The sequence below is a fragment of the Vibrio sp. OPT18 genome (assembly GCF_015163615.1).
Lineage (GTDB): Bacteria > Pseudomonadota > Gammaproteobacteria > Enterobacterales > Vibrionaceae > Vibrio > Vibrio coralliirubri.
The window spans coordinates 21,522-42,253 of sequence record NZ_JADDYK010000015.1; the positions used below are offsets into that span (position 1 = coordinate 21,522).

A 20,732-nucleotide genomic window follows, 5' to 3' on the forward strand; every position below is an offset into this window, starting at 1 on the left:
CGTTGAACCAAACACGCCCATCGGTTGGACGCTCTATCGCGCAGATCAACTTCAGCAAGGTACTTTTACCAGCCCCAGAGTGCCCACCCAAAAAAGCCATCTCTCCACGTTTCAGGTGAAAGTCCACTTTTTGGAGCGCTTGTCTTCCACCTCGGTAGGCTTTACTCACTTGCTGAAATTTGATCACCGAAAATTCCTCTTACGATCACTAATATCAAATTTAAAAACGGTAGCAGATTAAGGATAAACCACTTTGCTACTCGCGTTACTCTTCGCGGCTAAATAGTGCTTCAATGAAGTCTTTAGATTCAAATGGACGCAGGTCATCAATACCTTCACCCACACCAATGTAGCGGATTGGAATCTGGAACTGGTCAGCAATTGAGAAAATTACACCACCTTTCGCCGTACCATCTAGCTTAGTCAGTGTAATACCCGTAACTGGAGCGACTTCACTGAACAACTTCGCTTGGCTGATAGCGTTCTGACCTGTACCTGCATCGAGCGTTAGCATGATTTCGTGTGGTGCAGAGTCATCAATCTTCTTCATTACACGAACGATCTTGCGTAGCTCTTCCATCAGGTTGCTCTTGTTCTGCAAACGACCTGCCGTATCAGCAATCACAACATCAACGCCACGCGCTTTCGCAGCTTCAATCGCATCGTAGATCACAGACGCACTGTCCGCACCAGTGTGCTGAGCGATAACGGGCACATCGTTACGCTGACCCCAAACCTGAAGCTGTTCAACGGCTGCTGCACGGAAGGTATCACCCGCCGCTAGCATCACTTTCTTGCCTTCATTTTGGAATTGTTTCGCCAACTTACCGATCGTAGTTGTCTTACCGACACCATTCACACCCACCATTAAGATAACGTAAGGTGTTTTAGCGGTATCAACAACCAGTGGCTGTTCCACTTGGCTTAAGATGTCTGCCATCTCTTCTTTGAGCAGACCATAAAGCGCTTCGCCGTCTTTTAGGTCATTGCGAGATGCTTTTTCTGTCAGGTTTTCAATGATCTTAACCGTGGTATTCATACCCACGTCAGCGATCAGAAGTTGCTCTTCTAGCTCTTCAAACAGATCTTCATCGATTTGCTTGCCTTTGAACAGACCAAAGAAACCCGCACCGATGTTTGCTTTAGTGCGGCTTAGGCTGCGCTTAAGGCGAGCAAAGAAGCTTTCTGTCGGCTTCTCTTGTACTTCTTCAACCTTAGCTTGAGGAGTTGCCACTTCTTCCTGTTCTACTTCTGCTTCTGCTTCTGCTTCTGCTTCTGCTTCTGCTTCTGCTGCGACAGGTTGCTGCTCTTGTTGAGCTTCTTCAAGCGCTTGCTCAAGTTCAGTTGGCTTAGATTGTTCAGCTTCAGGCGCGACCTGTTCAGCCTCAACTTGTGATTCAACTTCAGTTTGATCTTCAACGCTTTCTACGTTCGCTTCATTCTGAGTTTTAGGGCTTTGTTCTTCTTCACCAAAACCAAGCCACGATAATAATCCGCGCTTCTTTTTTTCCGTCATCAGAGGAGTTTCCTAGATCTACTAATTAGCTGTATTGACTTAATACACGTCGACTCTTTGCTATTGTTATACAATACAAGCTTGTACAAACGAATAGTAAAGAAAAATGACAAAGCAGTGATAAGTTTGCTTTTAGCTTGATACACTTTGTCATTGCAAATTTATTTAATACACGAACCCACTTAAATTGGGCTCGGTATAGTATCACTTTATTAGCGGTCAAAAAATCTATGGTAAGACGTCGCCAGCAAAACACATCACAAAAAAAGCCATCCGGAGGCTTTGTTCGAATTATTAGTGGCTCATGGAGAGGTAGAAAGCTACCTGTTCATGATTTAGAAGGATTACGCCCAACCATTGACCGAGTAAAAGAGACGCTCTTTAACTGGGTGGCTCAAGATATCCCACATTCAACTTGCTTGGATGTATTTGCCGGCTCTGGCGGTCTAGGTTTTGAAGCAGCTTCTCGCCAAGCAAAAATGGTGACACTGCTCGAAATGAATCAAAAGGCGGCTAAACAGCTTTCTGATAACGCGAAAGAGCTCAAGGCAGACAACATCAATGTCGTGAATACTGATGCTATCTCTTTCCTTAAGAAGCCAGGTACTCCTTACGATATGGTTTTCCTTGATCCACCATTTCGTCAAGGCTTACTAGCAGAAACAGTACAACTACTTGAGAGTAACGGTTGGCTTGCAGACAATGCCATCATTTACGTCGAGACAGAGAAAGAACTGAAACTCGAAGCTATGCCAGAGAACTGGGAATTGCATCGCGACAAGACCACCGGACAGTCAAGCTACCGACTGTTCAATCGAATCACTGAAGAATAGGAGTTAATGAATGAAGTTCTTGCTTCCACTAGCAAAAGCAGCCATCGCCTTTGTTTGGTTTATCTTAATCGTAAATATTTTCTACCCGTTCCCGGGTAATGCTGCGATTGCGCTTTATATCATGACAGCATTCTTGTTCTTCATGCACGGCCTACAGATGCTGATTTTCATCGGTGCTTTCGGCGACAAGATCGAGATGTCACGTTGGGAGAAGTGGTCAATATTGATTTTCGGTGTCTTCGCCTTACTCGATATCCGACGCAAACACATGATGTAATCGAGCTTAAGCCCAGATATAAAACGCTTAGCTACAGAAAACATCATGACAGAAACAATAGAGACAAAAACGCCGCTCATTTGAGCGGCGTTTTTTTATTCAGCAATGATATTGATGTTAGCCCATGTAGCCTTTCACACCATCGAGGAACATTTGCGTCGACAGCATAACCAACAACAAGCCCATCAAGCGTTCGATGGCTTTAAGACCTCTCTCTCCCAGCACTCGCAGGAAGAAGCCATTAAACATCAGAATAAAGAAGGTAGCACCCCAAGCCAGCATCACAGCACCTGAAAGCTCTAACATATTGTCAGGGTGCTGTGTCGACAACAGAATCAATGCCGCAATCACTGAAGGGCCAGCAATCATTGGGATCGCCATCGGCACAATAAACGGTTCTTCACCCGCCGCGAGGCCAGTAATACTGCCCGCACTTGGGAAAATCATCTTAATCGCGATGATGAACAGAATAATACCGCCTGAGATACTCAAGGTTTCAGGCTGCACATGCAGGAAGTTCATGATGCTTTGACCAGCAAACAAGAACAACAGCAGGATAACCAGCGCAAACATCAGTTCACGAACAAGAACAATACGGCGACGCTTCGGATCAATATGCTTAAGGATAGAGAGCACGATTGGTAGATTGCCAAGCGGGTCCATAATAAGAAACAGCATGGTTGCTGCAGATAAAATTTCCATAAGTTTGTCTCGAAAAGCGTAAGTGCGCGGAGTATAGCAGCCTCAACATTGATTTTCGAACGCAGTAATAAAAGGATTAACTTATGTAATTAGAAGGGAATTTTGCGAGAGCAAATAGAAAGGTAGAAAGGAGAAAAGTAAAAAGAGAATTTAAAGAGTGAAGCCGAAACGTCGCATCCACTCTTCTTATCTATAAAAGCCAAAGGCTCTAAAAACCAAGTCACGGGGAATCAGTGGTTACACACACGTTCGCGATTAGTGCAAAGCTTGTCATCAATAACTACAACTTTTTCCATCTTCAGGAAAAACTTCAGCAATCCATCTAAATCCAGGCCGTTCAGCTTACACGTATGAAAACGCGCTTCTGCGCCATAAGTTTGAGCGAGTTCTTGCGTCAACTCTTCACGAGTCAGTGACTTTTCACTCAGTAGGTTTAAAACGTTGTGTGCATGAATTTCGGTAGTCATAACTCTATCTCATGTTTAATGAACTAGACGTAGAGTACCTACTTTCATCTAAGCTGCCTTGATGTAGCTCAGAGTTAAGCGAGCTCTACCCTAAATGGTAAGGGAAGCAACAATGAGAGCGTGTGCCAGAAAGTAACAGCCCGTCACCCAAAAGTAGGCACCCTTAATTGGGCTACGATAGAAATTTAGCGCGTACGCCAATGCTGAAAGCAGCAACACGACACAACCCGCAAAACCCACCGCATGCGACAGTTGAGGATCAAGCAACCAGAGCTCACCAGAAGCCCATGCAAGCTGAATAAGCACGATACCCATGATAACTACAGGAAAGACGAGTTTGTCTAAACGAGGCAGAAGTAAGAAGAAAGCAACGACACAAGCCGCCAACAGCAGCGCGAACAACCACCAGACCATTTCTCCTGATAGCTGTAGCCAAAATGCTTTGCTGTAACAGAGCTGAGCCAGCAAGAAGCAAACAAAATGCAGAGGACGTTTTTGAGTAACAGTATGCAAGACATCTGCGATCGCAGAGACCGCCAACCCAGCAACGACCCAATAGGTAAAATCAGCAACGACAGATTGAGTTAAAGCAATGGTCGCTAATAATACATAGGTAAAAACCTTATACGATAAGGCCTGACCGAGATGTCCATGTTTCGTTCCTGCTATTGCTCCGATACCAGACAAGGAAACCGCCAACCAACTCCACATACCATTTGCCCTATTGCTTTAAATCGTCGCCAGTCTAGGCACACGAGTGTTGATGTAAAGCCTCAGCCCCTCAAAATTGGATCTTGATTACGCTTCCACTAAAAAGAGTCTCTTTAGATTGAAGTCGTAACAATTACCACCATGACAATGGCCATTCGTTTAAAACTAGAACGAATCATCATAAAACCCATTCAAACTGGCATTAGAGTCGCCATACTTGAATTTTGGCCAATTCTAACCTATCGGCCCCACCAAAACCGGCCTAATTCCGTCAAATATCACACTTAAAAAATTAAAATAACCACATTTAAAGCAAATAATAACAACAACTTAAATAAACAAACTCAAGATTAATAGGAAAATAAAAACGCCAACCAAGCCTAGACTTGTAAAGTAGCCAATTTTCTTTTTTAACGCCCAGTTTTGTCAGGTTATTTCAAGCCCCCGGTAAAAATCGCCACAAAAACCAAGCCGAAAACTTAAAAAACCAACCAAAACCAACCTAGCCACCACCAACCTCTATTAATACAGTTTAACAACCTTTAACAATATAAATTACACAAAACAACCATTACAAAACAACAAGTTAAATCAAATTAGAGCAAACATAAATCACAACGAACAAATTAAGAACACACCATAAAACACAGTTAAACACTGTCAAACAAGCCAAAAACTCATAGTTTTCTACTACTTTTAAAGCTTTCGAAAGTAATTCTTGATCTAAAGCCATAAGTAGTGCTATTCTTTAAAACATAGCGAGAGACAACCAAATTTAGGAGTAGTGTTATGATTTCATCTTCGCAAAGACAAGGACTTGTAATGATCGCGGTAGTTGTAGGTCTAATGACACTACCGATGATGTACTAAGCAAGTTACAGATAAAAAAAGGGACGCCATGAGCGTCCCTTTTTTTGTTCAATTTTTTCACTTCGAAAACAGATGCAGTGTTAGCACATCCCAGTTCGCATAATAGAAACCTGCGGCAGCTAAAGTCATTGCCATCATCAGTAAGATCGCAACTCGCCAGATAAAACGACCACTACGTGGAGTCAGCTCCTTCTCACAGTCGTTACACATCATGATGAACTTATGTTGGTCTTCCAACTTAGCCTCATGTTCATTGACTACCTTGTTACGACACGTTGCGATATAACGCAGCTTGCTCACCATATCGTGCGGTAGCCTTTCTTCACAGCTTGTTACAAGCTCATGCAATCCTTCGCCTTCGGCATGATATTGAAGTCTCAATAATTTCTCTATATTGCGAGTTCTTGTCACCACTTTTTCAATATCGGTCATCTTGGCCCTCCCACTCCACACTATAATTCTAGTCGAGCATTTCCCTATTCTTATACAAAATCACTGTTATTTACGAGAGAAAGAGACAATAAATAACAATGCTTTATCTCAAACTGGCCATTAAATGTGATGTCTGCCGAAAAATAATCAGCTTGGCGTACAACAGTTCACGAATAACGGCTTTAAACACATATCCCTATTGCCTGAAAGACTAGAATAACCATCACGACTACATGGAGGTTATATGCCTAATTCACTCTTTTTTGCCATCTTTGCACTCGCTGCTCTAGCGGCTTGGGTATTTATTGGTTTCTATCGAAAACACTCGCAAGGTGAAAATGCGCCAGAGAAGAAAGTGAATGTCACTGTGTTAGACAAACAATCCATCGACCTTCCTGACGCAGAACCTGGCCAAGAAGATCAAGAGTACTGGATTTACGTTCAACGTGGTGTGGTTGGTCCGAAGCGAGAATTCCAAGTCGGCATCCACTATTTCCACGCCCTTAACCCTGGTGACAAAGGAACCTTAACCTACCAAGGCGATAAGTTCTTACACTTTGCGTTGAAGCGCTAAACGTCAGCCACTTCAACTGTCCCCCTAAGTAATCCATCAGAAAGCCTTAGCGGTCACCGCTAAGGCAATAACCAACGCGTTTTCTCTGACTTAGACACCAACCAGCTCATCCATAACGCGCCAGCTCCGCTGATCACTATCCATAATGGAATAACCCATGCCGGATGTCCTTGGTACCAACCAAACTCTTTCATCGGCCACAAGAAAATCGGGTGCAGCAAATAAATACCTAAGCTGTGCTTACTAATAAAGCCAACCACCTGATTACTCTTCTCAGACAGGCCTTCACCATAGTAACGGCATACCATGAACACCATGCTCGCGGCTAATACCGTATTCAACGTCTTGTAAGATAACCAGCGCCCTACCGTGTACTCTTCTGCCACCAAGCTTGCATCAACCACCATGTAAACCGTGGTTAGTAAAGCTAGCCCACCCAGTAACACACTCACGCCAACAGTCATCTTGTTTAGTGGCACAATCTTATACAGCAAGTAACCCAATGGTAAGTAACCGGTGTACAACCACAACTCGTGACTCCAAGGGCCATCGATTTTCAGTAAGAACAGCAATGTTGTGAACAGCCATACCGCTGTAAAGGCATAGACCGATCTATCACCGTACTTTCTAACCATGATCTGCAAGAACGGAATCACAAAGTAGAGCGGAATGAAGTAATAGAAGAAACCAAGATGGTAATAGGTGTAATGATGGTAGCTATTAAGCAACACGTCCCAACTGACGTCGGTATCAAAGCCCATTGCCGACCAACCCGACAGATAGGTATAGAAAAGCGACCAGACAATGAAAGGTATCAGTACCTTGCCCAGACGACGCTTGAGGTAGTATTTGGCGTCAAACGGGCGCTGATCACTGAGCATCAGTGCACCAGTAATCAAGATGAACACAGGTACTGCCCAGCGGCTGAAACCGTTTACCGTAATGGCAGTAAGCCATTCACCGAAAGGAATAGTGCCCAATTCATTGCGATAAGGCGCCAAAACATGAATCGCGATAACCGCTACGGCCGCGACACATCGTGCTAAATCAAAAAAGAGAATTCGCTGCTTCATGTAAATGCCTGATTAATATTCAATCATTCTACTATAGCAATAAAAAAGCTGACCGGAATAAATACCAAGTCAGCTTAGTGTTAAAGGAGATGCTTATCGCGAATTTAGCTCATACGACGCTAGCTTATGCGACTTTGGCTCTCAATCATGCGGCTGAAGCTTATGCCGCTGAGATTTGCGGCACTTTCGGTAAACGCAGAGAGATCACCGTCGTTATCGCTAAGAATGCGAAGGAAACCCACAGACACGCAGACAAACCTGCCATTTGGAATACCAAGCCCGATAATATCGTGCCAATCAAACGGCCCATCGCGTTTGCCATGTAGTAGAAACCGACATCAAGAGAAACGCCATCACCTTTCGCATAACTCACAATCAAATATGAGTGAAGTGATGAGTTCACCGCAAAGATGGCACCAAATACCATCAAACCACCCACGATAACGAGCTCTGGTTGCCAACCAATCTGTACCGCATAAGCAATAGCAGCGGTCACGATAGCCAACGCCCCCGCCCATAACAGCGCAGCATGGCCATCAGGCACCTTGCCTTGGGCTTTACCAGTAATCTTCGGCGCTATGCCCTGTACAAAGCCATAAGCGATAGTCCAAGCAGCTAAGAAGCCACCGACCCATGAGTGATCCCAACCAAACACACTGCCTAGGTAAATCGGCAAAGCAATCACAAACCACACATCACGAGCGCCAAACAGGAACATACGTGCTGCAGATAGGATGTTGATGGATTCAGACTTAGAGAAGATCTGTTTGAACTTGGGTTTAGTTTTCGCTTTACCCATGTCCGCTTCTAAGCTCAACACACTGCCAACGAAGACCAATGCCAACACGGCTGCCATCGCAAGCACAGCGTATTGGAAGCCAATCGTTGAAAGCAGCAAACCGCCAATAAAGAAGCCAGCCCCTTTAAGCGCATTCTTAGAACCTGTCAGAATCGCAATCCACTTATAAAGCGCGCCCTGTTGTTCATCAGGAACCAGAGTCTTAATCGAACTCTTGGCACTCATCTTATTGAGGTCTTTAGCGATACCAGACAAGGCTTGCGCCGCCATGACCCAAGGAATGGTCAACATCGCCGTTGGTACCGCGAGCATACCCAAGGCGACAACTTGCATGCCTAACCCGATGTTCATGGTCTTATTGAGGCCAAGACGCGCCCCTAACCAGCCACCGATTAGGTTAGTCACCACACCAAAGAATTCATAGAAAAGGAACAGTGAGGCGATTTCTAACGAACTGTAACCAAGGTCGTAAAAATACAGAACCACCAGCATACGAAGTGCACCATCAGTAATGGTGAAGTTCCAGTAGTTAAAAGTCACCAACATGTATTGGCGAACGCTCTTACTTAGATTTGAAAACATAACGCTATCTCTGCAATCTAAACAAAAAGAGCTTTTAGATCATAGGTGTCCAAAAGCTCTAATTCTTACTTTCCACTTAACTTATACTCAAAATAATTGGAGTTGCAGCTAGGCAACAAGCAAGTTCAGCCCTATGAGCATAGGTGTTCTATGTGATTAGGGTGAACTTGCGCAGTTAACAACGCTGCAGGTTCAAGTATGAAGAGCTACGCAGAAGCTACGCCGTTGATATACTCAACCTGAATAGGCTTAGTAAATGCGCCGGGACGCAGTGCCTGCACCTCTTGAACAACCTTGCTCAAATCCCAGCCTTTTTCTAACAGTAGATGAGCCGCGAACAAACCAGTGCGACCAGAGCCGCCCATGCAGTGCATCGCAACCTTGCCGCCGTTATCGACGATGTTATGTAGCTCAGGGCTAGCTGCTTGCCACTTCGCAGCAAAATCAGCACCCGGCGCACAGTCATCTTCAATTTCGATCTGGAACCATTGCATGCCTAGCGCACGTGTTTTTTCGCCAAGTGCCGCCACGTCTTTGCTTGCAAGCTCATGGTCATCAAGTGCTGTCACGATAACTTCAACGCCTTGCTCTTTTAGCTGAGCCAGTGATGCATCAAGCGTTGCTTCTTTTGTACCTGGGCATGGAGTCAGGATTAGCGCACCTTGCTCTAGGTCTAGTTGCCATGTTGGATGTGTCATTGTGTAATCTCTTAAAATTCTTATAGAACCAATACTCAAAATAATTGGAGTTGCAGGTAGGCAACAAGTAAGTTCAGCCCTATGAGCATAGTGGGTCTATGTGATTAGGGTGAACTTACGCAGTTAACAACGCTGCAGCTTCAAGTATGAAGAGTATTATGCTAAACCGACAGTGCGAACAAGCTCAGCGGTACGTGTCGCGTAACCCATCTCATTGTCGTACCAAGCGTAGATCTTAACCATGCGCTTACCGACCAACATCGTTGATAGTGCATCCACGATTGTTGAGCGTTGGTCGCCTTTGTAATCGATAGAAACCAGTGGACGCTCTTCAAAGCCAAGAATACCTTTTAGTCCATTCTGAGACGCTTCTTTCAGCATCGCGTTAACTTCTTCTGCCGTGGTGTCTTGCTTCACTTCGAAGATGATGTCTGTCAGAGAAGCGTTCGCTAGCGGTACACGAACTGCGTGGCCGTTGATGCGGTTTTCTAGCTCAGGGAAGATCTCAACAATCGCTTTGGCGCTGCCCGTCGTTGTTGGGATAAGACTCATGCCACATGCACGTGCGCGGCGTAAGTCTTTGTGCGGCGCATCAAGAATAGTTTGCGTGTTAGTTAAATCGTGAATAGTGGTGAAGGCTGCGTTCTCGATACCAAGCTTCTCGTTGATCACCTTAACCACTGGCGCGATACAGTTCGTTGTACAAGACGCTGCCGTTACGATTTTGTGTACCGCAGGGTCGAAGATATTGTCATTCACACCAACAACGATGTTTGCGATGCCTTCTTCTTTCACTGGCGCCGATACCACAACACGTTTCACGCCCTGCTCTAGGTATTTGTTTAGGAAAGAGGTCTTACGGTGAACACCTGTCGCTTCGATAACCACATCACAACCAGACCAGTCGATCGCATCGATGTCGCGCTCTTGTGTGGTCTTGATGCGCTGGCCATTAATGATAATCTCATCGCCTTCTGCAGTTACTTCGTGGTGAAAGCGACCTTGAACTGAATCAAATTCTAGAAGGTGGGCCAGTGTTGTTGTGTCGCCAGCAACATCGTTAATTTGAACAAATTCTAGCTCATCCCAATCGAATGCTGCGCGAAGTGCTAGACGGCCGATACGACCAAAACCATTAATACCTACTTTGACTGTCATTTTCTGTTCTCTCAGTTAATTGCCTTCATATTTGAAGCCGCAGCGTTGTTGACTACGTTCACTTACCGGAGCGCCGGCCGCCCTAATTACATAGAGCCACTATGCTCATAGGGATAAGTTCACTTGTCGCCTAGCTGCAACTCCAACTATTTCGGCATTAAGTTTTAATGTATTTAAACGCAACATACTGGGCGTGAGTTCATCGACTCTAAGCGCTCAATATCTTGCTGGTATTCAGTTTTCAAACAGTTCGATGCAATAAGGTCGTCAATTAACTTTAGCATCCAACCTGGTAAATCTTGTGACAGGCGGTAAAACACCCACTGCCCCTGGCGAACATCAGTCAAAATACCGTTTGAACGCAGCTGCGCAAGATGGCGTGAAACCTTTGGCTGACTTTCTTGCAATGCCTGAGTCAACTCACCAACCGATAAGCACTCATTGCGAACTATCAACATTAAGCAACGCACTCGCGTTTCATCGGACAGTAATTTAAAAAATTGGTGAGGAAGCATAAAAACATACTTATATATGGATATGCATATATCTTAGATATAAAAAAACGCACGTCAAGGCGTGCGTTTCAATTGTCATAAAAGTTTAACGAAGAAATATCAGAGCTTGTTGGTCACGGTATGGCTCCAACGGCGCGCTTCAGTAAGCTCCGTTTTAACCTGATCCACGCTTAATCCTAAATCGGCGCAGTGCTCATCAATCTGTTGCCAATCGGCATGCTCAAAGCTCTCTTCAAGTGCGAGCAAGGTACCATATGGCCCTTCTCTACGAAGCAGAGCCACCTTGATACTTTTACACAAAGGCAGTTGCTCTACTAAATTCTCTAACGATAGATCGAGCAATGCATCCAGCAACGAGAACAGACCAATCATAAAGGCTTGCTCGGTATGTCCTTCAAATGCCTGATAACGAGACATACGCTGGCAAAACTGTGCACGCTGCAAAGACAAGCCATACAACTCTTTCGGTTTTTTATCCGAGACGTAAGACGCCACCGCCAGCGAGACAAACATTTTCAGTTTTTCTTGCCCTAGGTACACCAAGGCCTGACGGAATGAAGAGATGGTCACTTCTAGACGAGGCGACATGGTGTTCACAAAGCGCAGTAGCTTATAAGACAAGGCGACATCTTTCGCGACGATACTCTCGACACGCTGAAAGTCGACATCGGGCTTACACACTTCTTGGAACAGCTCCATGGCAATCACTTGCTCAGGGCTGATGTACTTAGTCTTAATGATTTCCGGCTTGCTAAAGAAATAGCCTTGGAAGAACTTAAAGCCCGCCTCTTTGGCTTGCTGGAATTCTTGTTCGGTTTCGACTCGTTCAGCAAGAAAACTAAACTTTTTCCCTTGATGAGCTTTGACCAAATCACACGCCTCATCCAAGCCCATCTGCATGATATCGAGCTTAACAATATGCGTGTATTTGAGGAAACGTTCCCATTCTGGCGTCGAAGTAAAATCATCTAGGGCAATCATGTACCCCGCTTGATAAAGCTCTTTAACGGCTTCTAATAATTCGTCGGTCGGTTGGCAAGTTTCAAGGATCTCAACCACCACCTTGTCTTTCGGCAAGCTCAAAGGCAACCGACGAATCAAGCTTTGGTAAGGGAAGTTAATAAAGCAGCGTGAAGATGGGATCGACGGGTTAAGCCCAACCGACAAGAAATTCTCAACGATCAGACGATACGTTGCTCGATTAGACTCTATATGCGCTGGATAGGCATTCCTTTCTCCGTCACGAAACAGCAGCTCATAACCAAGCGTGTTCTTCTTACGGTTTAAGATAGGTTGTCGAGCAACGTAGGTAGCGGTCATTTCTTGATAACTCTAATTGGTTTAACTATAACTCTATTGCTTTGATTAGGCTTTGGCGGCAGCCAGCAATGCGCCGCAGCCCATGAACATACCACCAAAGATTTTATTTATCTTACCCATTATGCGATCTGAACGAATAAAACGTCCCATTTGTGAAGCTAATGAGGTGTAACCCAACATAACAACGCTATCAATGAATACCGTTGTAACACCTAGCACTAATAATTGCGGTGCTTGCGGCTGTGTTGGATCGATAAATTGAGGGAACAGAGCCACCAAAAACACGATAGATTTTGGGTTAGTAAGGTTAATCAGCACCGCATTTCTAAGTAGCTTGCCACTCGATAGCGTCGAGTTTCCTTGTGAAGCCACTAAGCTAGAGTTGTCACGCCACTTTTGAATACCCAACCAAAGAAGGTAAACCACACCCACCCATTTGATGATGGTGAATGCCAACGCGGATTGAGCCACCAATGCACCAATGCCCGCGCCCACCAGCATGATGTGGAATGCAAGACCGAGTTGTAAGCCCGCGATCGACGCAAGTGACTTCTTGGTGCCATAACTTAGCCCATTGCTGATTGAGTTAACAGTACCTGAGCCCGGAGCCAAACTAAACAATATCGCCGTAACGGCATAAGCAAGCCAAACATGAGTATCCATTTGCATTTCCTTACTAGTTCTTTAATCTAACAACATTAGTAGCAATAAAGCTCTCACACGCATCAGTTCAGGTAATTTCCCATGGAAAACCACAGCGGCGCCCCGATTTCGTACACGCAAGAACCTCAATTCGAGCAAGCGATTAAACACCCGATCCCCACCCTTTGGCAACAACGAAAAGATGGATATGTAACAACATCTGGTAAAAAGAAGCTGTACTGGTGTAGCCTGACTTCAGAGACTCATACCAAGGCGATTGTTATTTCAAATGGCCGCATCGAGTGCTGCCAAAAATACCAAGAACTCTTTTATGATTTCTATCAACAAGGCTATGACGTTTATTCATTTGACCACCAAGGTCAAGGCCAGTCTGAACGTATGGTAACAGACTCTGACATTGGTCACATTCATGAGTTTGATGATTATGCATCTGACATGTCTGACGTCATTGCCAGTTTCGATCTCAGTAAGTATTCCAATCGCTACCTGCTCGCACATTCAATGGGCAGCACCATAGCCACTCGCTACCTACAAACTCATCCAGACCATCCATTTGATAAGGTGACTCTGTGCGCTCCGATGTTTGGTATCAATACCGAGTGGTACCTGAAACCTATCGCGATGATCGTTGGACAAGTGCTCACCGCTTTTTATACCAAGCCGACTTACGCGCCGGGCCAGCAAGCATATTATTCGAAGCCTTTTGAAAACAACTTACTAAGCCACAGCAAGGTTCGTTATCAGTGGTTCCGTCGCTTATATGACGAGTCTCCATCTTTGCAGGTGGGTGGACCAAGCACGCGTTGGGTGTGGCAAGGGTTAATGGCCGCCAAGCAAGCGATTCAACAAACTCGTCAAATCAAGATCCCTCTGCTATTGATTCAAGCTGGGGATGAAAAGATTGTCAGTAACAGTGCCCAAGTAAAGTTCATCTCTAAGCTGAAGAAAACCAACTCTGATTGTCAGTTTAAGTTGGTTGAGGGTTCTAGGCATGAGGTGTTGTTTGAGCAAGATGAATATCGCAATCAAACACTGGATGCGATCAATCAGTTTTTCGCCTAAAGCCAATAGGCTAAGCAACCTACCAAGAAAATAAGCGCTAAAGAGGAAGAGAAGTAAGTGAGCTTTGCCCTCTTTTCTTGCATGAATTTGGCATACAATTTCTACCTAGAGATATTGTAGTTAAAACGATTCTAGCGCTGGCTAGCGTCAATATTGGTTAAGCATTTTGCAATGAGGGTTAAATGAGTATTCCTGCACTAAAAGATTCCGTGAAAATTGTTGCTTCTGATTTAGATGGTACGCTTTTGGCTCCCAACCATCAGCTAAGCGACTTTACCAAGCTAACGCTTAAGAAATTACACGACCAAGGTTATACCTTCATCTTCGCTACGGGTCGTCACCACGTCGATGTGGCGGGTATTCGTCAGATAGCAGGCATTCCGGCGTACATGATCACTTCAAACGGTGCACGCGTGCATGACCAGAATGATCAACTGATGTATAGCCAGAACGTACCTCAGGAACTCGTTCAGCCGGTTATTGATATTGTGCGCCAAGATCCAGACCTCTTTATTCACATGTACCAAAATGAAGATTGGCTACTAGACCGTGAAGATGAAATGTTGGCTAAATTCCACAGTGAGTCTGGCTTTAGCTACAAGCGCTTTGAAGCTGAAAACGCACCAAGCGAAGGCATCGCGAAAGTCTTCTTCACACACCCAGAACAAGACCACGAATATCTCGTCACGTTTGAACAAAAGCTAAGAGATGCTTTTGGCGACAAACTGAACATCGCGTTCTCTACACCTTGGTGTCTGGAAGTGATGGCCGCTGAAGTCTCTAAAGGCCACGCTCTAGACGCTGTTGCAAAATCACTAAACCTGACACTGGATAACTGTGTTGCCTTTGGTGATGGCATGAACGACGCTGAAATGCTGGCTATGGCAGGTAAAGGTCTAGTCATGGGCACATCACATGAGAAAGTGATGAAAGCTCTGCCAGACAATGAAGTGATTGGCAGTAACGCAGACGATGCTGTTGCTCACTACCTAGAAAAGCACCTGCTCTAATTTCGCTCGTCGAACAGATCTGAATAAATAAAAAGGCAGCCAACTGGCTGCCTTTTTTGAACCTTACGTAAAAAGCTCTCTCTAACGCTATCGAGAACCTAGCACTTCTTTGCTTAAGATTGCCTGCCACTCTTGTTCGGTAACCGGCATGATCGATAAGCGATTACCGCGTTTCACCAATGGCATTTCGGAGAGTTCAGGCATGGCTTTAAGCGTAGCCAAAGGAATCAAGCGCTCAGTCACTCGCACAAACTCGACATCCACCATAATCCAGCGAGGGTTATCGGGTGAAGACTTAGGATCGTAGTAATCACTCTCTGGGTCGAACTGAAAGTGGTCTGGGTAGGCTTCTCTGGTTACTTTAGCGATCCCCGCTACGCCAACTTTTTTGCATGATGAGTGGTATATCATCACCAAATCTCCAAGCTTGACGTCATCACGCATCATGTTTCGAGCCTGATAGTTGCGTACACCCTCCCAACAAGAGGTTTTTTGTACTCTCAGAGTCTGAATAGAGAAGGTGTCGGGTTCTGTTTTAAATAACCAATATGCCATAATAAATCCAATTAACGGTTGCTCCGAGGAAGATATAACATGAAGGTAATGAAAAACCCAGTGACATGGCTAGTCGCGTTCGCTCTACAAGGCTGTGTTACGGCACCTGATACGCCACAACAACCTGAACAGCCCCCAGCAACCTTGGATGAGCCACTGAGCATTCAACCACAAACCTTCATCATGCGTGGTCAGGTGGTGGTTGGTCATGAAAGCCGAACCTTCACTCCTTGCGGTAGCCAACAACAATACTGGCTAGACTTATCTCCAGAGTTAGCGTTAGAAGCACAAGGGCTCTCAACGAGACCTTACCAAGCCTTATATGGCGAGCTGATTGGTCACCTAACTGTACCGAGCCAAACGGGTTATAACGCAGATTTCACAGCCCGTTTCGTGGTTGACCAAGTGAACATCCTAACCGCAGAGAACCCAGAGCGCTGCGACCAACCACTGCGTTCAACACGAGTATTTGGTAATGAACCCTTCTGGTCAGCAACCTTCGATAAAGACCAGCTCAAATACACTAAGATGGGCGAACAGCCACAAACCCTCGATATTGAATCAAGCCGCACCACATCGAGCAGCCGTGATTACCAATTAGAAGGTAAAGCAGCACAAGGCAAACTCAACCTTACGAAAGAGAGCTGTAGCGACGGCATGAGCGATTCTATCTATGGGTGGCATGCCAAGCTTAACCTCAATGACAGTGACTACAATGGTTGTGCGACAGTCTCTAACCAAGATCCAACACTGGATTGGAGCGGACTCTACTTCGCTAGCTCAACGCAAAACTCAGGGTTCTCTATCAACCTTGAACTCAACAATGACCACAGTGCTATCACGACTTATTCATACAACAATGGAGACCCTTCTATTGTTGAACAAGGCTTCTGGCAGCAACTGAACCAAAATCAGGTACAAGTGGTTATGACTCGCCACCAGCAACAGTATTTGATCTCCGAGCGCATCTTCACACTCGATAATGGCAAGCTAATCGCTGAAAAAGAGAAAGTGGGCAACGTAGTGTATCCGATTGCCAATGGCGGTCTGGTGCTATTCGAAGCTAAAAGTGCGCAAGCGCAAGCAAACACCAAAGCTAACATTGATCTAACCGCAAAGCAGGTGAACTCCAGTGATCAACTTGATCCAAAAGTCGACCAAGCGATCCGCGAATATTTTAAGATCAACAACAGCTCACCTGACGATACCAAGTACCGCTGGTTAACTTACGACCTCAACGGCGACGGTAAAGAAGAGCTGTTCGCCCAACTCGATTGGTGTGGTTCTGGTGGCTGTACACTGCTAATTTTCGAAAACCATCAAGATAACTGGCGCTTCAATAGCCGAGTGACACTGGTTAAGGGCGACATACGCTTAGGTAAATCGCAAAACCATGGCTGGCAGGATCTGATCTTCAACGTCAGTGGCGGCGGTGCAACACCGGCGAAACACACCCTGTCATACTCTGGAGTCAGCTACCCGCTAAACCCAAGTGTCGCTCCAGTTGCAGATGATGCTGATATCAGCGACGTGGTTTTGTTTGCTGATGGTATCTCACCCGCACAAAGTGGAGTGAAGCTGTAAACATGAGTAACCAACAAACTTGCCCTGGTTGTGGCTTTACTCACCAATGTATTTGTCACCTGATACCTAGTGTCGAAAGCCAAATCGATCTTGTACTGCTCACTCATGAGAATGAACTGTCGCGCGATACCAATACCGGAACGCTGCTTCAGCAATCCCTTGATCAGTGTCAGTCCATTGTATGGCAAAGGAAAACACCACCAGCGGAGCTAATGGCGCTGCTTGACGATGAAACACGACAACCGTTTCTGTTATTCCCAAGTGATCAAAGCATCGAGTGCCAGCAAGCTGTAATGACCCAAGCCCAGAGTCGTAAGCCGCTATTCATCATCTTGGATGGCACATGGCAAGAAGCGAAGAAGATGCTTAACAAGAGCTCGTGGTTACAAGCCGTTCCACAAGTTCACCTCGACATCACCAGCGAATCCTCTTACACCTTGCGCCGCAATCAAGACAGCGGCCACTTGTGTACTTGTGAAGTGGGTATTGAGCTACTCAAGTCTTTAGGTGAAAGCGAACCTGCCAAGCTCATTGATAACTACTACCAGCATTATCTAAAAGTGTTCCACGCCGACAAATGTGGCCACGCCCTCAAATAGACCAAACAGGCGCGCGGGAAGGTAATAAACACATTTCAGGACGGGACAGGTACTGAAAACAAAAAGGGTGAGCCATAAGCTCACCCTTTTTACATCGTACTTTCGTTATTGAGCCAACGAGTGTTTCACGTGAAACGCTGCTCCATCAAAACAAACGCTGAGGTTGACCAAAGTAATACCCTTGCAGGTAATCGACGCCCATGTCTTCAGCAATACGACACACCTGTTCGTTATGAACGAACTCCGCCACCGTCTTAGCATTCAGAATCTGGCATAAGCTCACTAGCTGCTGAGCGATCTTGCGCTGCTTTTTATCTTTATCAATATTGCGAATCAAACTGCCATCAAGCTTGATCACCTGTGGTTCTAGCTTCAATATCTCATCAATGTTCGAATAGCCCGAACCAAAATCATCAACAATAATATTCACACCAAGATCGCGGAAGTGATTACACACCTCAATCAAGCGACCGTAATCCTGAATTTGTTCCGTTTCTAACACCTCCAAGCCAATACGCTGTGGGTGACTGATTTTCTTGATGGCTTGCTCAAGGTGAAGAATGGTTTTCTCATTGCTGAAATCTTGTGGCGCTAAATTAATTGAGAACGAATCTGTTCGCTGACTCATAAAATCGAAGGTGCGCGTTATCATCTGACGACTGAGGCGTGTATAGAGATGGGTTCCTTCAATGATTGGCAAGAACTTACCCGGCGCAATCAACTGACCGTCCTCTTCAATTCGAACTAAACACTCGTAGCTCTCTACCTGATGACTGTGTGCTGAGACAATCGGTTGAGAACACGCCACAATATTCTGGTTAAGCACGGCGCGACTCACGCACGACAGCCAACCAAGTTGTTCTTGGCGATGCTTCTCTAATTGAATGAGTGCCTTGGCACTCACTAGGTGTTTGTTTTGGCTGACAGCGCTGCGCCGCGCATCAATCGCCTTCAACAATAAGTCATCAATAGAGGTAGTCGGGAAATCTCGACGGCTGGCAATACCCGCACAGATAGACACCGACAAGTAATCAATATCGGGTAAACCGGTAGGCTCAAAATTCACATGCTCGGTTTGATCAGCAAATTCCGAAAATCGCTGGTGAATATGTTCTTGGCTCGCCCAACTATCAAACACCACCGCCCACTCACCAATACCGATACTGTAGAGCTGACAACCCTCATCAAAGAACTTCCACAGCGCCTTTTGAAAGTACTCACTCAAGTCATGTAGAAGCTTGTCACCCACTCGATAGCCATACTTCTCATTGATCTGACCAAAGGTCGTCACCTTCAAAGCTAACAAGTGGCTGTCACTGCTCATCTTCGACAGCTTCTCACGCAACACACTTCGATTGGGTAAACCTGTACGGTGATCAATTCGATAGCTTGCCGTCAATGCGGTGGCTTGCTGCTGAATCTTACTCGCCATGCTGTTATTCATGTCATCAACATCAAGCAGTGCATTTCGGATCAATGAAAACAGAGGGGATATGTTGGTCGCGGGTTGCGTCTCTAATGGCAATACCGCCTTACCTTCGCCTTCTCTAAGCGCAAGGTAAGTGAGGCTATGGTGCAAGATTCGCTGTTGGCTATTCTCTTGATAGAGTTCTCCCATGCAGTAAACGCCATAGCTGTCGGCCAATTTTTGGAAAACCTCAACCTCTTGGTTACCATCGATAAAGTCGATGCGAGAGGTGCAGTTGTAAATGAAGAACTGTTCTGGTCTATGAGAAGCTATCTGTTGAACGCCCAGTCGTATTTGCTCTAGGGTCAATGATGGATGGTCATAACAAAACCGGACCTCATCGCCTACTTGGAACAGGCCGCTGAACTCTATCTCTCCACTTTCCGTTACCTTGAGCGGTAAGTGAATGTTTTGCTCTTTCGGGTCACCGACCATCAAGGGAAAATTATGCAGTTGCTCAAAAGGTACTTCGAGGCCATCAGCGAGGTAACGATTATAGAGTTCGCGAACAGGCATCCCATCCAGTTCCAACAACCGGTTATCTTGAGCACCTGTCACTCGAAAAGTTCGACCAATCGGATTCCATTCAGTGTAATAACCCTTAGCGATGGAGAGCTCGACACTGTGCAGCGCCAACATCACATAGGCATTTTCATAGCAAATGCCGTCTAACATCACCCAACGTCCATTATCTGTGATGGTCGATGCTCCGCCGCAGATCGGTAATGAATATCTCGACTGCTCAAACGCTGAAAATAGATCTCGGTTATTTATCTGCAAGCGGTCTGCGAAACAAATGATGCTTTGAGTATTATCATTGCACCCAAGCTGTTGCCACATAGCGTGGCTATCGAGCAATGGTTGTTCGCTATATTCGACAACACCACAAGAGTAAGACGTCGCGTCAAAGCGGGTAACAATCAGATAAAGACCTTGGTGCAGGATGACGCCTTGGCTGATGTAGTGGTTAGCACTGCAACCAATCAATTTGGCATTGGGAAAAGTCGATTGAATCACTTGGCAGGCAGCCAAAACAGAACCTTTCTCGAAAGACGAAAACACCTGAATCAGTAGGCTTTCATGTTGATGAAAATCTATCTTTTCCAATTCACGTTGGGTTTGCTCAATGTCTTGTATCAGGAGAGAAGTCGACTGCATATTCACATTAATCGTTACGTTAATGATTTGTTATTGTGCTTATTATAGATAAGGCTTGCACGGAATACTTACGATCGTGTTATGAATAATGTGACCTTAGTTAGAC

22 protein-coding genes are annotated in these 20,732 nt (G+C 45.4%); 7 read left to right on the plus strand and 15 right to left on the minus strand.

Going from position 1 to position 20,732, the window contains the following annotated elements; translation table 11 throughout:
• Together IQQ51_RS26535 and ftsY are read right to left on the minus strand one after the other, a co-directional pair.
• Positions 1-187: ATP-binding cassette domain-containing protein (locus IQQ51_RS26535; protein WP_322632731.1), on the minus strand; the 187-nt coding region annotated here is incomplete at its 3' end.
• Between the two features lie 78 nt (positions 188-265).
• Positions 266-1,516: a signal recognition particle-docking protein FtsY gene (ftsY, locus tag IQQ51_RS01270; protein WP_193840156.1), complete on the minus strand. Its 1,251-nt coding sequence runs from the start codon at positions 1,514-1,516 to the stop codon at positions 266-268.
• A 230-nt stretch (positions 1,517-1,746) separates the two neighbouring features.
• On the opposite strand from ftsY, the gene rsmD reads away from it, so the two are divergent.
• Complete coding sequence (gene rsmD / locus IQQ51_RS01275) at positions 1,747-2,349, plus strand: 16S rRNA (guanine(966)-N(2))-methyltransferase RsmD (protein ID WP_017066764.1); 603 nt, start codon at positions 1,747-1,749, stop codon at positions 2,347-2,349.
• A 10-nt stretch (positions 2,350-2,359) separates the two neighbouring features.
• Positions 2,360-2,626, plus strand: a complete 267-nt coding sequence (locus tag IQQ51_RS01280) for a DUF1145 domain-containing protein (protein ID WP_016784000.1) — start codon at positions 2,360-2,362, stop codon at positions 2,624-2,626.
• Positions 2,627-2,743: 117 nt separating this feature from the next.
• Here the strand turns inward: IQQ51_RS01280 and IQQ51_RS01285 are convergent, their stop codons facing one another.
• The 4 genes from IQQ51_RS01285 to IQQ51_RS01300 all read right to left on the minus strand — a co-directional run bounded on the left by IQQ51_RS01285 (position 2,744) and on the right by IQQ51_RS01300 (position 5,808).
• On the minus strand, positions 2,744-3,328 hold the full coding sequence (locus IQQ51_RS01285) for a YhgN family NAAT transporter (RefSeq protein WP_017063768.1): 585 nt from the start codon (positions 3,326-3,328) through the stop codon (positions 2,744-2,746).
• A 230-nt stretch (positions 3,329-3,558) separates the two neighbouring features.
• On the minus strand, positions 3,559-3,795 hold the full coding sequence (locus tag IQQ51_RS01290; protein WP_193840157.1) for a YecH family metal-binding protein: 237 nt from the start codon (positions 3,793-3,795) through the stop codon (positions 3,559-3,561).
• Between the two features lie 90 nt (positions 3,796-3,885).
• Positions 3,886-4,506 (minus strand): lysoplasmalogenase, encoded by a 621-nt coding sequence (locus tag IQQ51_RS01295; RefSeq protein WP_193840158.1) that lies wholly within the window; start codon positions 4,504-4,506, stop codon positions 3,886-3,888.
• Positions 4,507-5,433: 927 nt separating this feature from the next.
• Positions 5,434-5,808, minus strand: a complete 375-nt coding sequence (locus IQQ51_RS01300; protein WP_004736595.1) for a hypothetical protein — start codon at positions 5,806-5,808, stop codon at positions 5,434-5,436.
• Between the two features lie 244 nt (positions 5,809-6,052).
• Here IQQ51_RS01300 and IQQ51_RS01305 point away from each other — a divergent pair, with 244 nt between their 5' ends.
• Positions 6,053-6,382, plus strand: a complete 330-nt coding sequence (locus tag IQQ51_RS01305) for a DUF2500 domain-containing protein (RefSeq protein ID WP_017061032.1) — start codon at positions 6,053-6,055, stop codon at positions 6,380-6,382.
• Positions 6,383-6,441: 59 nt separating this feature from the next.
• Here IQQ51_RS01305 and IQQ51_RS01310 read toward each other — a convergent pair whose 3' ends face one another.
• The 7 genes from IQQ51_RS01310 to rhtB form a co-directional block, all read right to left on the minus strand.
• Positions 6,442-7,455 (minus strand): acyltransferase, encoded by a 1,014-nt coding sequence (locus IQQ51_RS01310; protein ID WP_193840159.1) that lies wholly within the window; start codon positions 7,453-7,455, stop codon positions 6,442-6,444.
• A 160-nt stretch (positions 7,456-7,615) separates the two neighbouring features.
• Positions 7,616-8,836, minus strand: a complete 1,221-nt coding sequence (arsJ, locus tag IQQ51_RS01315; RefSeq protein WP_048610756.1) for an organoarsenical effux MFS transporter ArsJ — start codon at positions 8,834-8,836, stop codon at positions 7,616-7,618.
• Positions 8,837-9,042: 206 nt separating this feature from the next.
• Positions 9,043-9,534, minus strand: coding sequence for a cyclin-dependent kinase inhibitor 3 family protein (locus IQQ51_RS01320; protein ID WP_193840160.1), 492 nt, complete (start codon positions 9,532-9,534; stop codon positions 9,043-9,045).
• A 156-nt stretch (positions 9,535-9,690) separates the two neighbouring features.
• Positions 9,691-10,692: an ArsJ-associated glyceraldehyde-3-phosphate dehydrogenase gene (locus IQQ51_RS01325; RefSeq protein WP_193840161.1), complete on the minus strand. Its 1,002-nt coding sequence runs from the start codon at positions 10,690-10,692 to the stop codon at positions 9,691-9,693.
• Positions 10,693-10,865: 173 nt separating this feature from the next.
• Positions 10,866-11,207, minus strand: coding sequence for a metalloregulator ArsR/SmtB family transcription factor (locus IQQ51_RS01330; protein WP_004736602.1), 342 nt, complete (start codon positions 11,205-11,207; stop codon positions 10,866-10,868).
• A 99-nt stretch (positions 11,208-11,306) separates the two neighbouring features.
• The gene (locus IQQ51_RS01335; RefSeq protein WP_050622211.1) at positions 11,307-12,527 is read right to left on the minus strand and encodes an EAL and HDOD domain-containing protein; all 1,221 of its coding nucleotides are present in this window, start codon (positions 12,525-12,527) and stop codon (positions 11,307-11,309) included.
• A gap of 45 nt (positions 12,528-12,572) precedes the next feature.
• Complete coding sequence (gene rhtB / locus IQQ51_RS01340; protein WP_193840162.1) at positions 12,573-13,190, minus strand: homoserine/homoserine lactone efflux protein; 618 nt, start codon at positions 13,188-13,190, stop codon at positions 12,573-12,575.
• 81 nt (positions 13,191-13,271) lie between these two features.
• Between rhtB and IQQ51_RS01345 the strand changes: the two genes are divergently transcribed.
• Both IQQ51_RS01345 and IQQ51_RS01350 read left to right on the plus strand, forming a co-directional pair.
• The gene (locus tag IQQ51_RS01345; RefSeq protein WP_050622210.1) at positions 13,272-14,252 is read left to right on the plus strand and encodes an alpha/beta fold hydrolase; all 981 of its coding nucleotides are present in this window, start codon (positions 13,272-13,274) and stop codon (positions 14,250-14,252) included.
• Positions 14,253-14,434: 182 nt separating this feature from the next.
• Complete coding sequence (locus IQQ51_RS01350) at positions 14,435-15,262, plus strand: Cof-type HAD-IIB family hydrolase (protein WP_193840163.1); 828 nt, start codon at positions 14,435-14,437, stop codon at positions 15,260-15,262.
• 87 nt (positions 15,263-15,349) lie between these two features.
• On the opposite strand, the gene IQQ51_RS01355 is transcribed toward IQQ51_RS01350, so the two are convergent.
• The gene (locus IQQ51_RS01355) at positions 15,350-15,817 is read right to left on the minus strand and encodes an EVE domain-containing protein (protein WP_017633148.1); all 468 of its coding nucleotides are present in this window, start codon (positions 15,815-15,817) and stop codon (positions 15,350-15,352) included.
• A gap of 39 nt (positions 15,818-15,856) precedes the next feature.
• Between IQQ51_RS01355 and IQQ51_RS01360 the strand changes: the two genes are divergently transcribed.
• Entirely contained in the window at positions 15,857-17,401 is a 1,545-nt protein-coding gene (locus tag IQQ51_RS01360; protein WP_193840164.1) for a COG3650 family protein, read from the plus strand.
• A gap of 2 nt (positions 17,402-17,403) precedes the next feature.
• Complete coding sequence (locus IQQ51_RS01365) at positions 17,404-18,000, plus strand: tRNA-uridine aminocarboxypropyltransferase (protein ID WP_193840165.1); 597 nt, start codon at positions 17,404-17,406, stop codon at positions 17,998-18,000.
• 145 nt (positions 18,001-18,145) lie between these two features.
• On the opposite strand, the gene IQQ51_RS01370 is transcribed toward IQQ51_RS01365, so the two are convergent.
• On the minus strand, positions 18,146-20,626 hold the full coding sequence (locus IQQ51_RS01370; RefSeq protein WP_061040002.1) for an EAL domain-containing protein: 2,481 nt from the start codon (positions 20,624-20,626) through the stop codon (positions 18,146-18,148).
• Between the last annotated feature and the right edge of the window lie 106 nt (positions 20,627-20,732).

What these genes read in the sequence shown, in the direction of transcription:
- rhtB (WP_193840162.1), bottom strand. Translation starts at nt 13,190, where the DNA reads ATGGATACTCATGTTTGGCTTGCTTATGCCGTTACGGCGATATTGTTT.
- IQQ51_RS01325 (WP_193840161.1), bottom strand. Translation starts at nt 10,692, where the DNA reads ATGACAGTCAAAGTAGGTATTAATGGTTTTGGTCGTATCGGCCGTCTA.
- IQQ51_RS01345 (WP_050622210.1), top strand. Translation starts at nt 13,272, where the DNA reads ATGGAAAACCACAGCGGCGCCCCGATTTCGTACACGCAAGAACCTCAA.
- rsmD (WP_017066764.1), top strand. Translation starts at nt 1,747, where the DNA reads ATGGTAAGACGTCGCCAGCAAAACACATCACAAAAAAAGCCATCCGGA.
- IQQ51_RS01280 (WP_016784000.1), top strand. Translation starts at nt 2,360, where the DNA reads ATGAAGTTCTTGCTTCCACTAGCAAAAGCAGCCATCGCCTTTGTTTGG.
- IQQ51_RS01305 (WP_017061032.1), top strand. Translation starts at nt 6,053, where the DNA reads ATGCCTAATTCACTCTTTTTTGCCATCTTTGCACTCGCTGCTCTAGCG.
- ftsY (WP_193840156.1), bottom strand. Translation starts at nt 1,516, where the DNA reads ATGACGGAAAAAAAGAAGCGCGGATTATTATCGTGGCTTGGTTTTGGT.
- IQQ51_RS01320 (WP_193840160.1), bottom strand. Translation starts at nt 9,534, where the DNA reads ATGACACATCCAACATGGCAACTAGACCTAGAGCAAGGTGCGCTAATC.
- IQQ51_RS01370 (WP_061040002.1), bottom strand. Translation starts at nt 20,626, where the DNA reads ATGCAGTCGACTTCTCTCCTGATACAAGACATTGAGCAAACCCAACGT.
- IQQ51_RS01360 (WP_193840164.1), top strand. Translation starts at nt 15,857, where the DNA reads ATGAAGGTAATGAAAAACCCAGTGACATGGCTAGTCGCGTTCGCTCTA.
- IQQ51_RS01300 (WP_004736595.1), bottom strand. Translation starts at nt 5,808, where the DNA reads ATGACCGATATTGAAAAAGTGGTGACAAGAACTCGCAATATAGAGAAA.
- arsJ (WP_048610756.1), bottom strand. Translation starts at nt 8,836, where the DNA reads ATGTTTTCAAATCTAAGTAAGAGCGTTCGCCAATACATGTTGGTGACT.
- IQQ51_RS01365 (WP_193840165.1), top strand. Translation starts at nt 17,404, where the DNA reads ATGAGTAACCAACAAACTTGCCCTGGTTGTGGCTTTACTCACCAATGT.
- IQQ51_RS01310 (WP_193840159.1), bottom strand. Translation starts at nt 7,455, where the DNA reads ATGAAGCAGCGAATTCTCTTTTTTGATTTAGCACGATGTGTCGCGGCC.
- IQQ51_RS01355 (WP_017633148.1), bottom strand. Translation starts at nt 15,817, where the DNA reads ATGGCATATTGGTTATTTAAAACAGAACCCGACACCTTCTCTATTCAG.
- IQQ51_RS01290 (WP_193840157.1), bottom strand. Translation starts at nt 3,795, where the DNA reads ATGACTACCGAAATTCATGCACACAACGTTTTAAACCTACTGAGTGAA.
- IQQ51_RS01335 (WP_050622211.1), bottom strand. Translation starts at nt 12,527, where the DNA reads ATGACCGCTACCTACGTTGCTCGACAACCTATCTTAAACCGTAAGAAG.
- IQQ51_RS01295 (WP_193840158.1), bottom strand. Translation starts at nt 4,506, where the DNA reads ATGTGGAGTTGGTTGGCGGTTTCCTTGTCTGGTATCGGAGCAATAGCA.
- IQQ51_RS01285 (WP_017063768.1), bottom strand. Translation starts at nt 3,328, where the DNA reads ATGGAAATTTTATCTGCAGCAACCATGCTGTTTCTTATTATGGACCCG.
- IQQ51_RS01350 (WP_193840163.1), top strand. Translation starts at nt 14,435, where the DNA reads ATGAGTATTCCTGCACTAAAAGATTCCGTGAAAATTGTTGCTTCTGAT.
- IQQ51_RS01330 (WP_004736602.1), bottom strand. Translation starts at nt 11,207, where the DNA reads ATGCTTCCTCACCAATTTTTTAAATTACTGTCCGATGAAACGCGAGTG.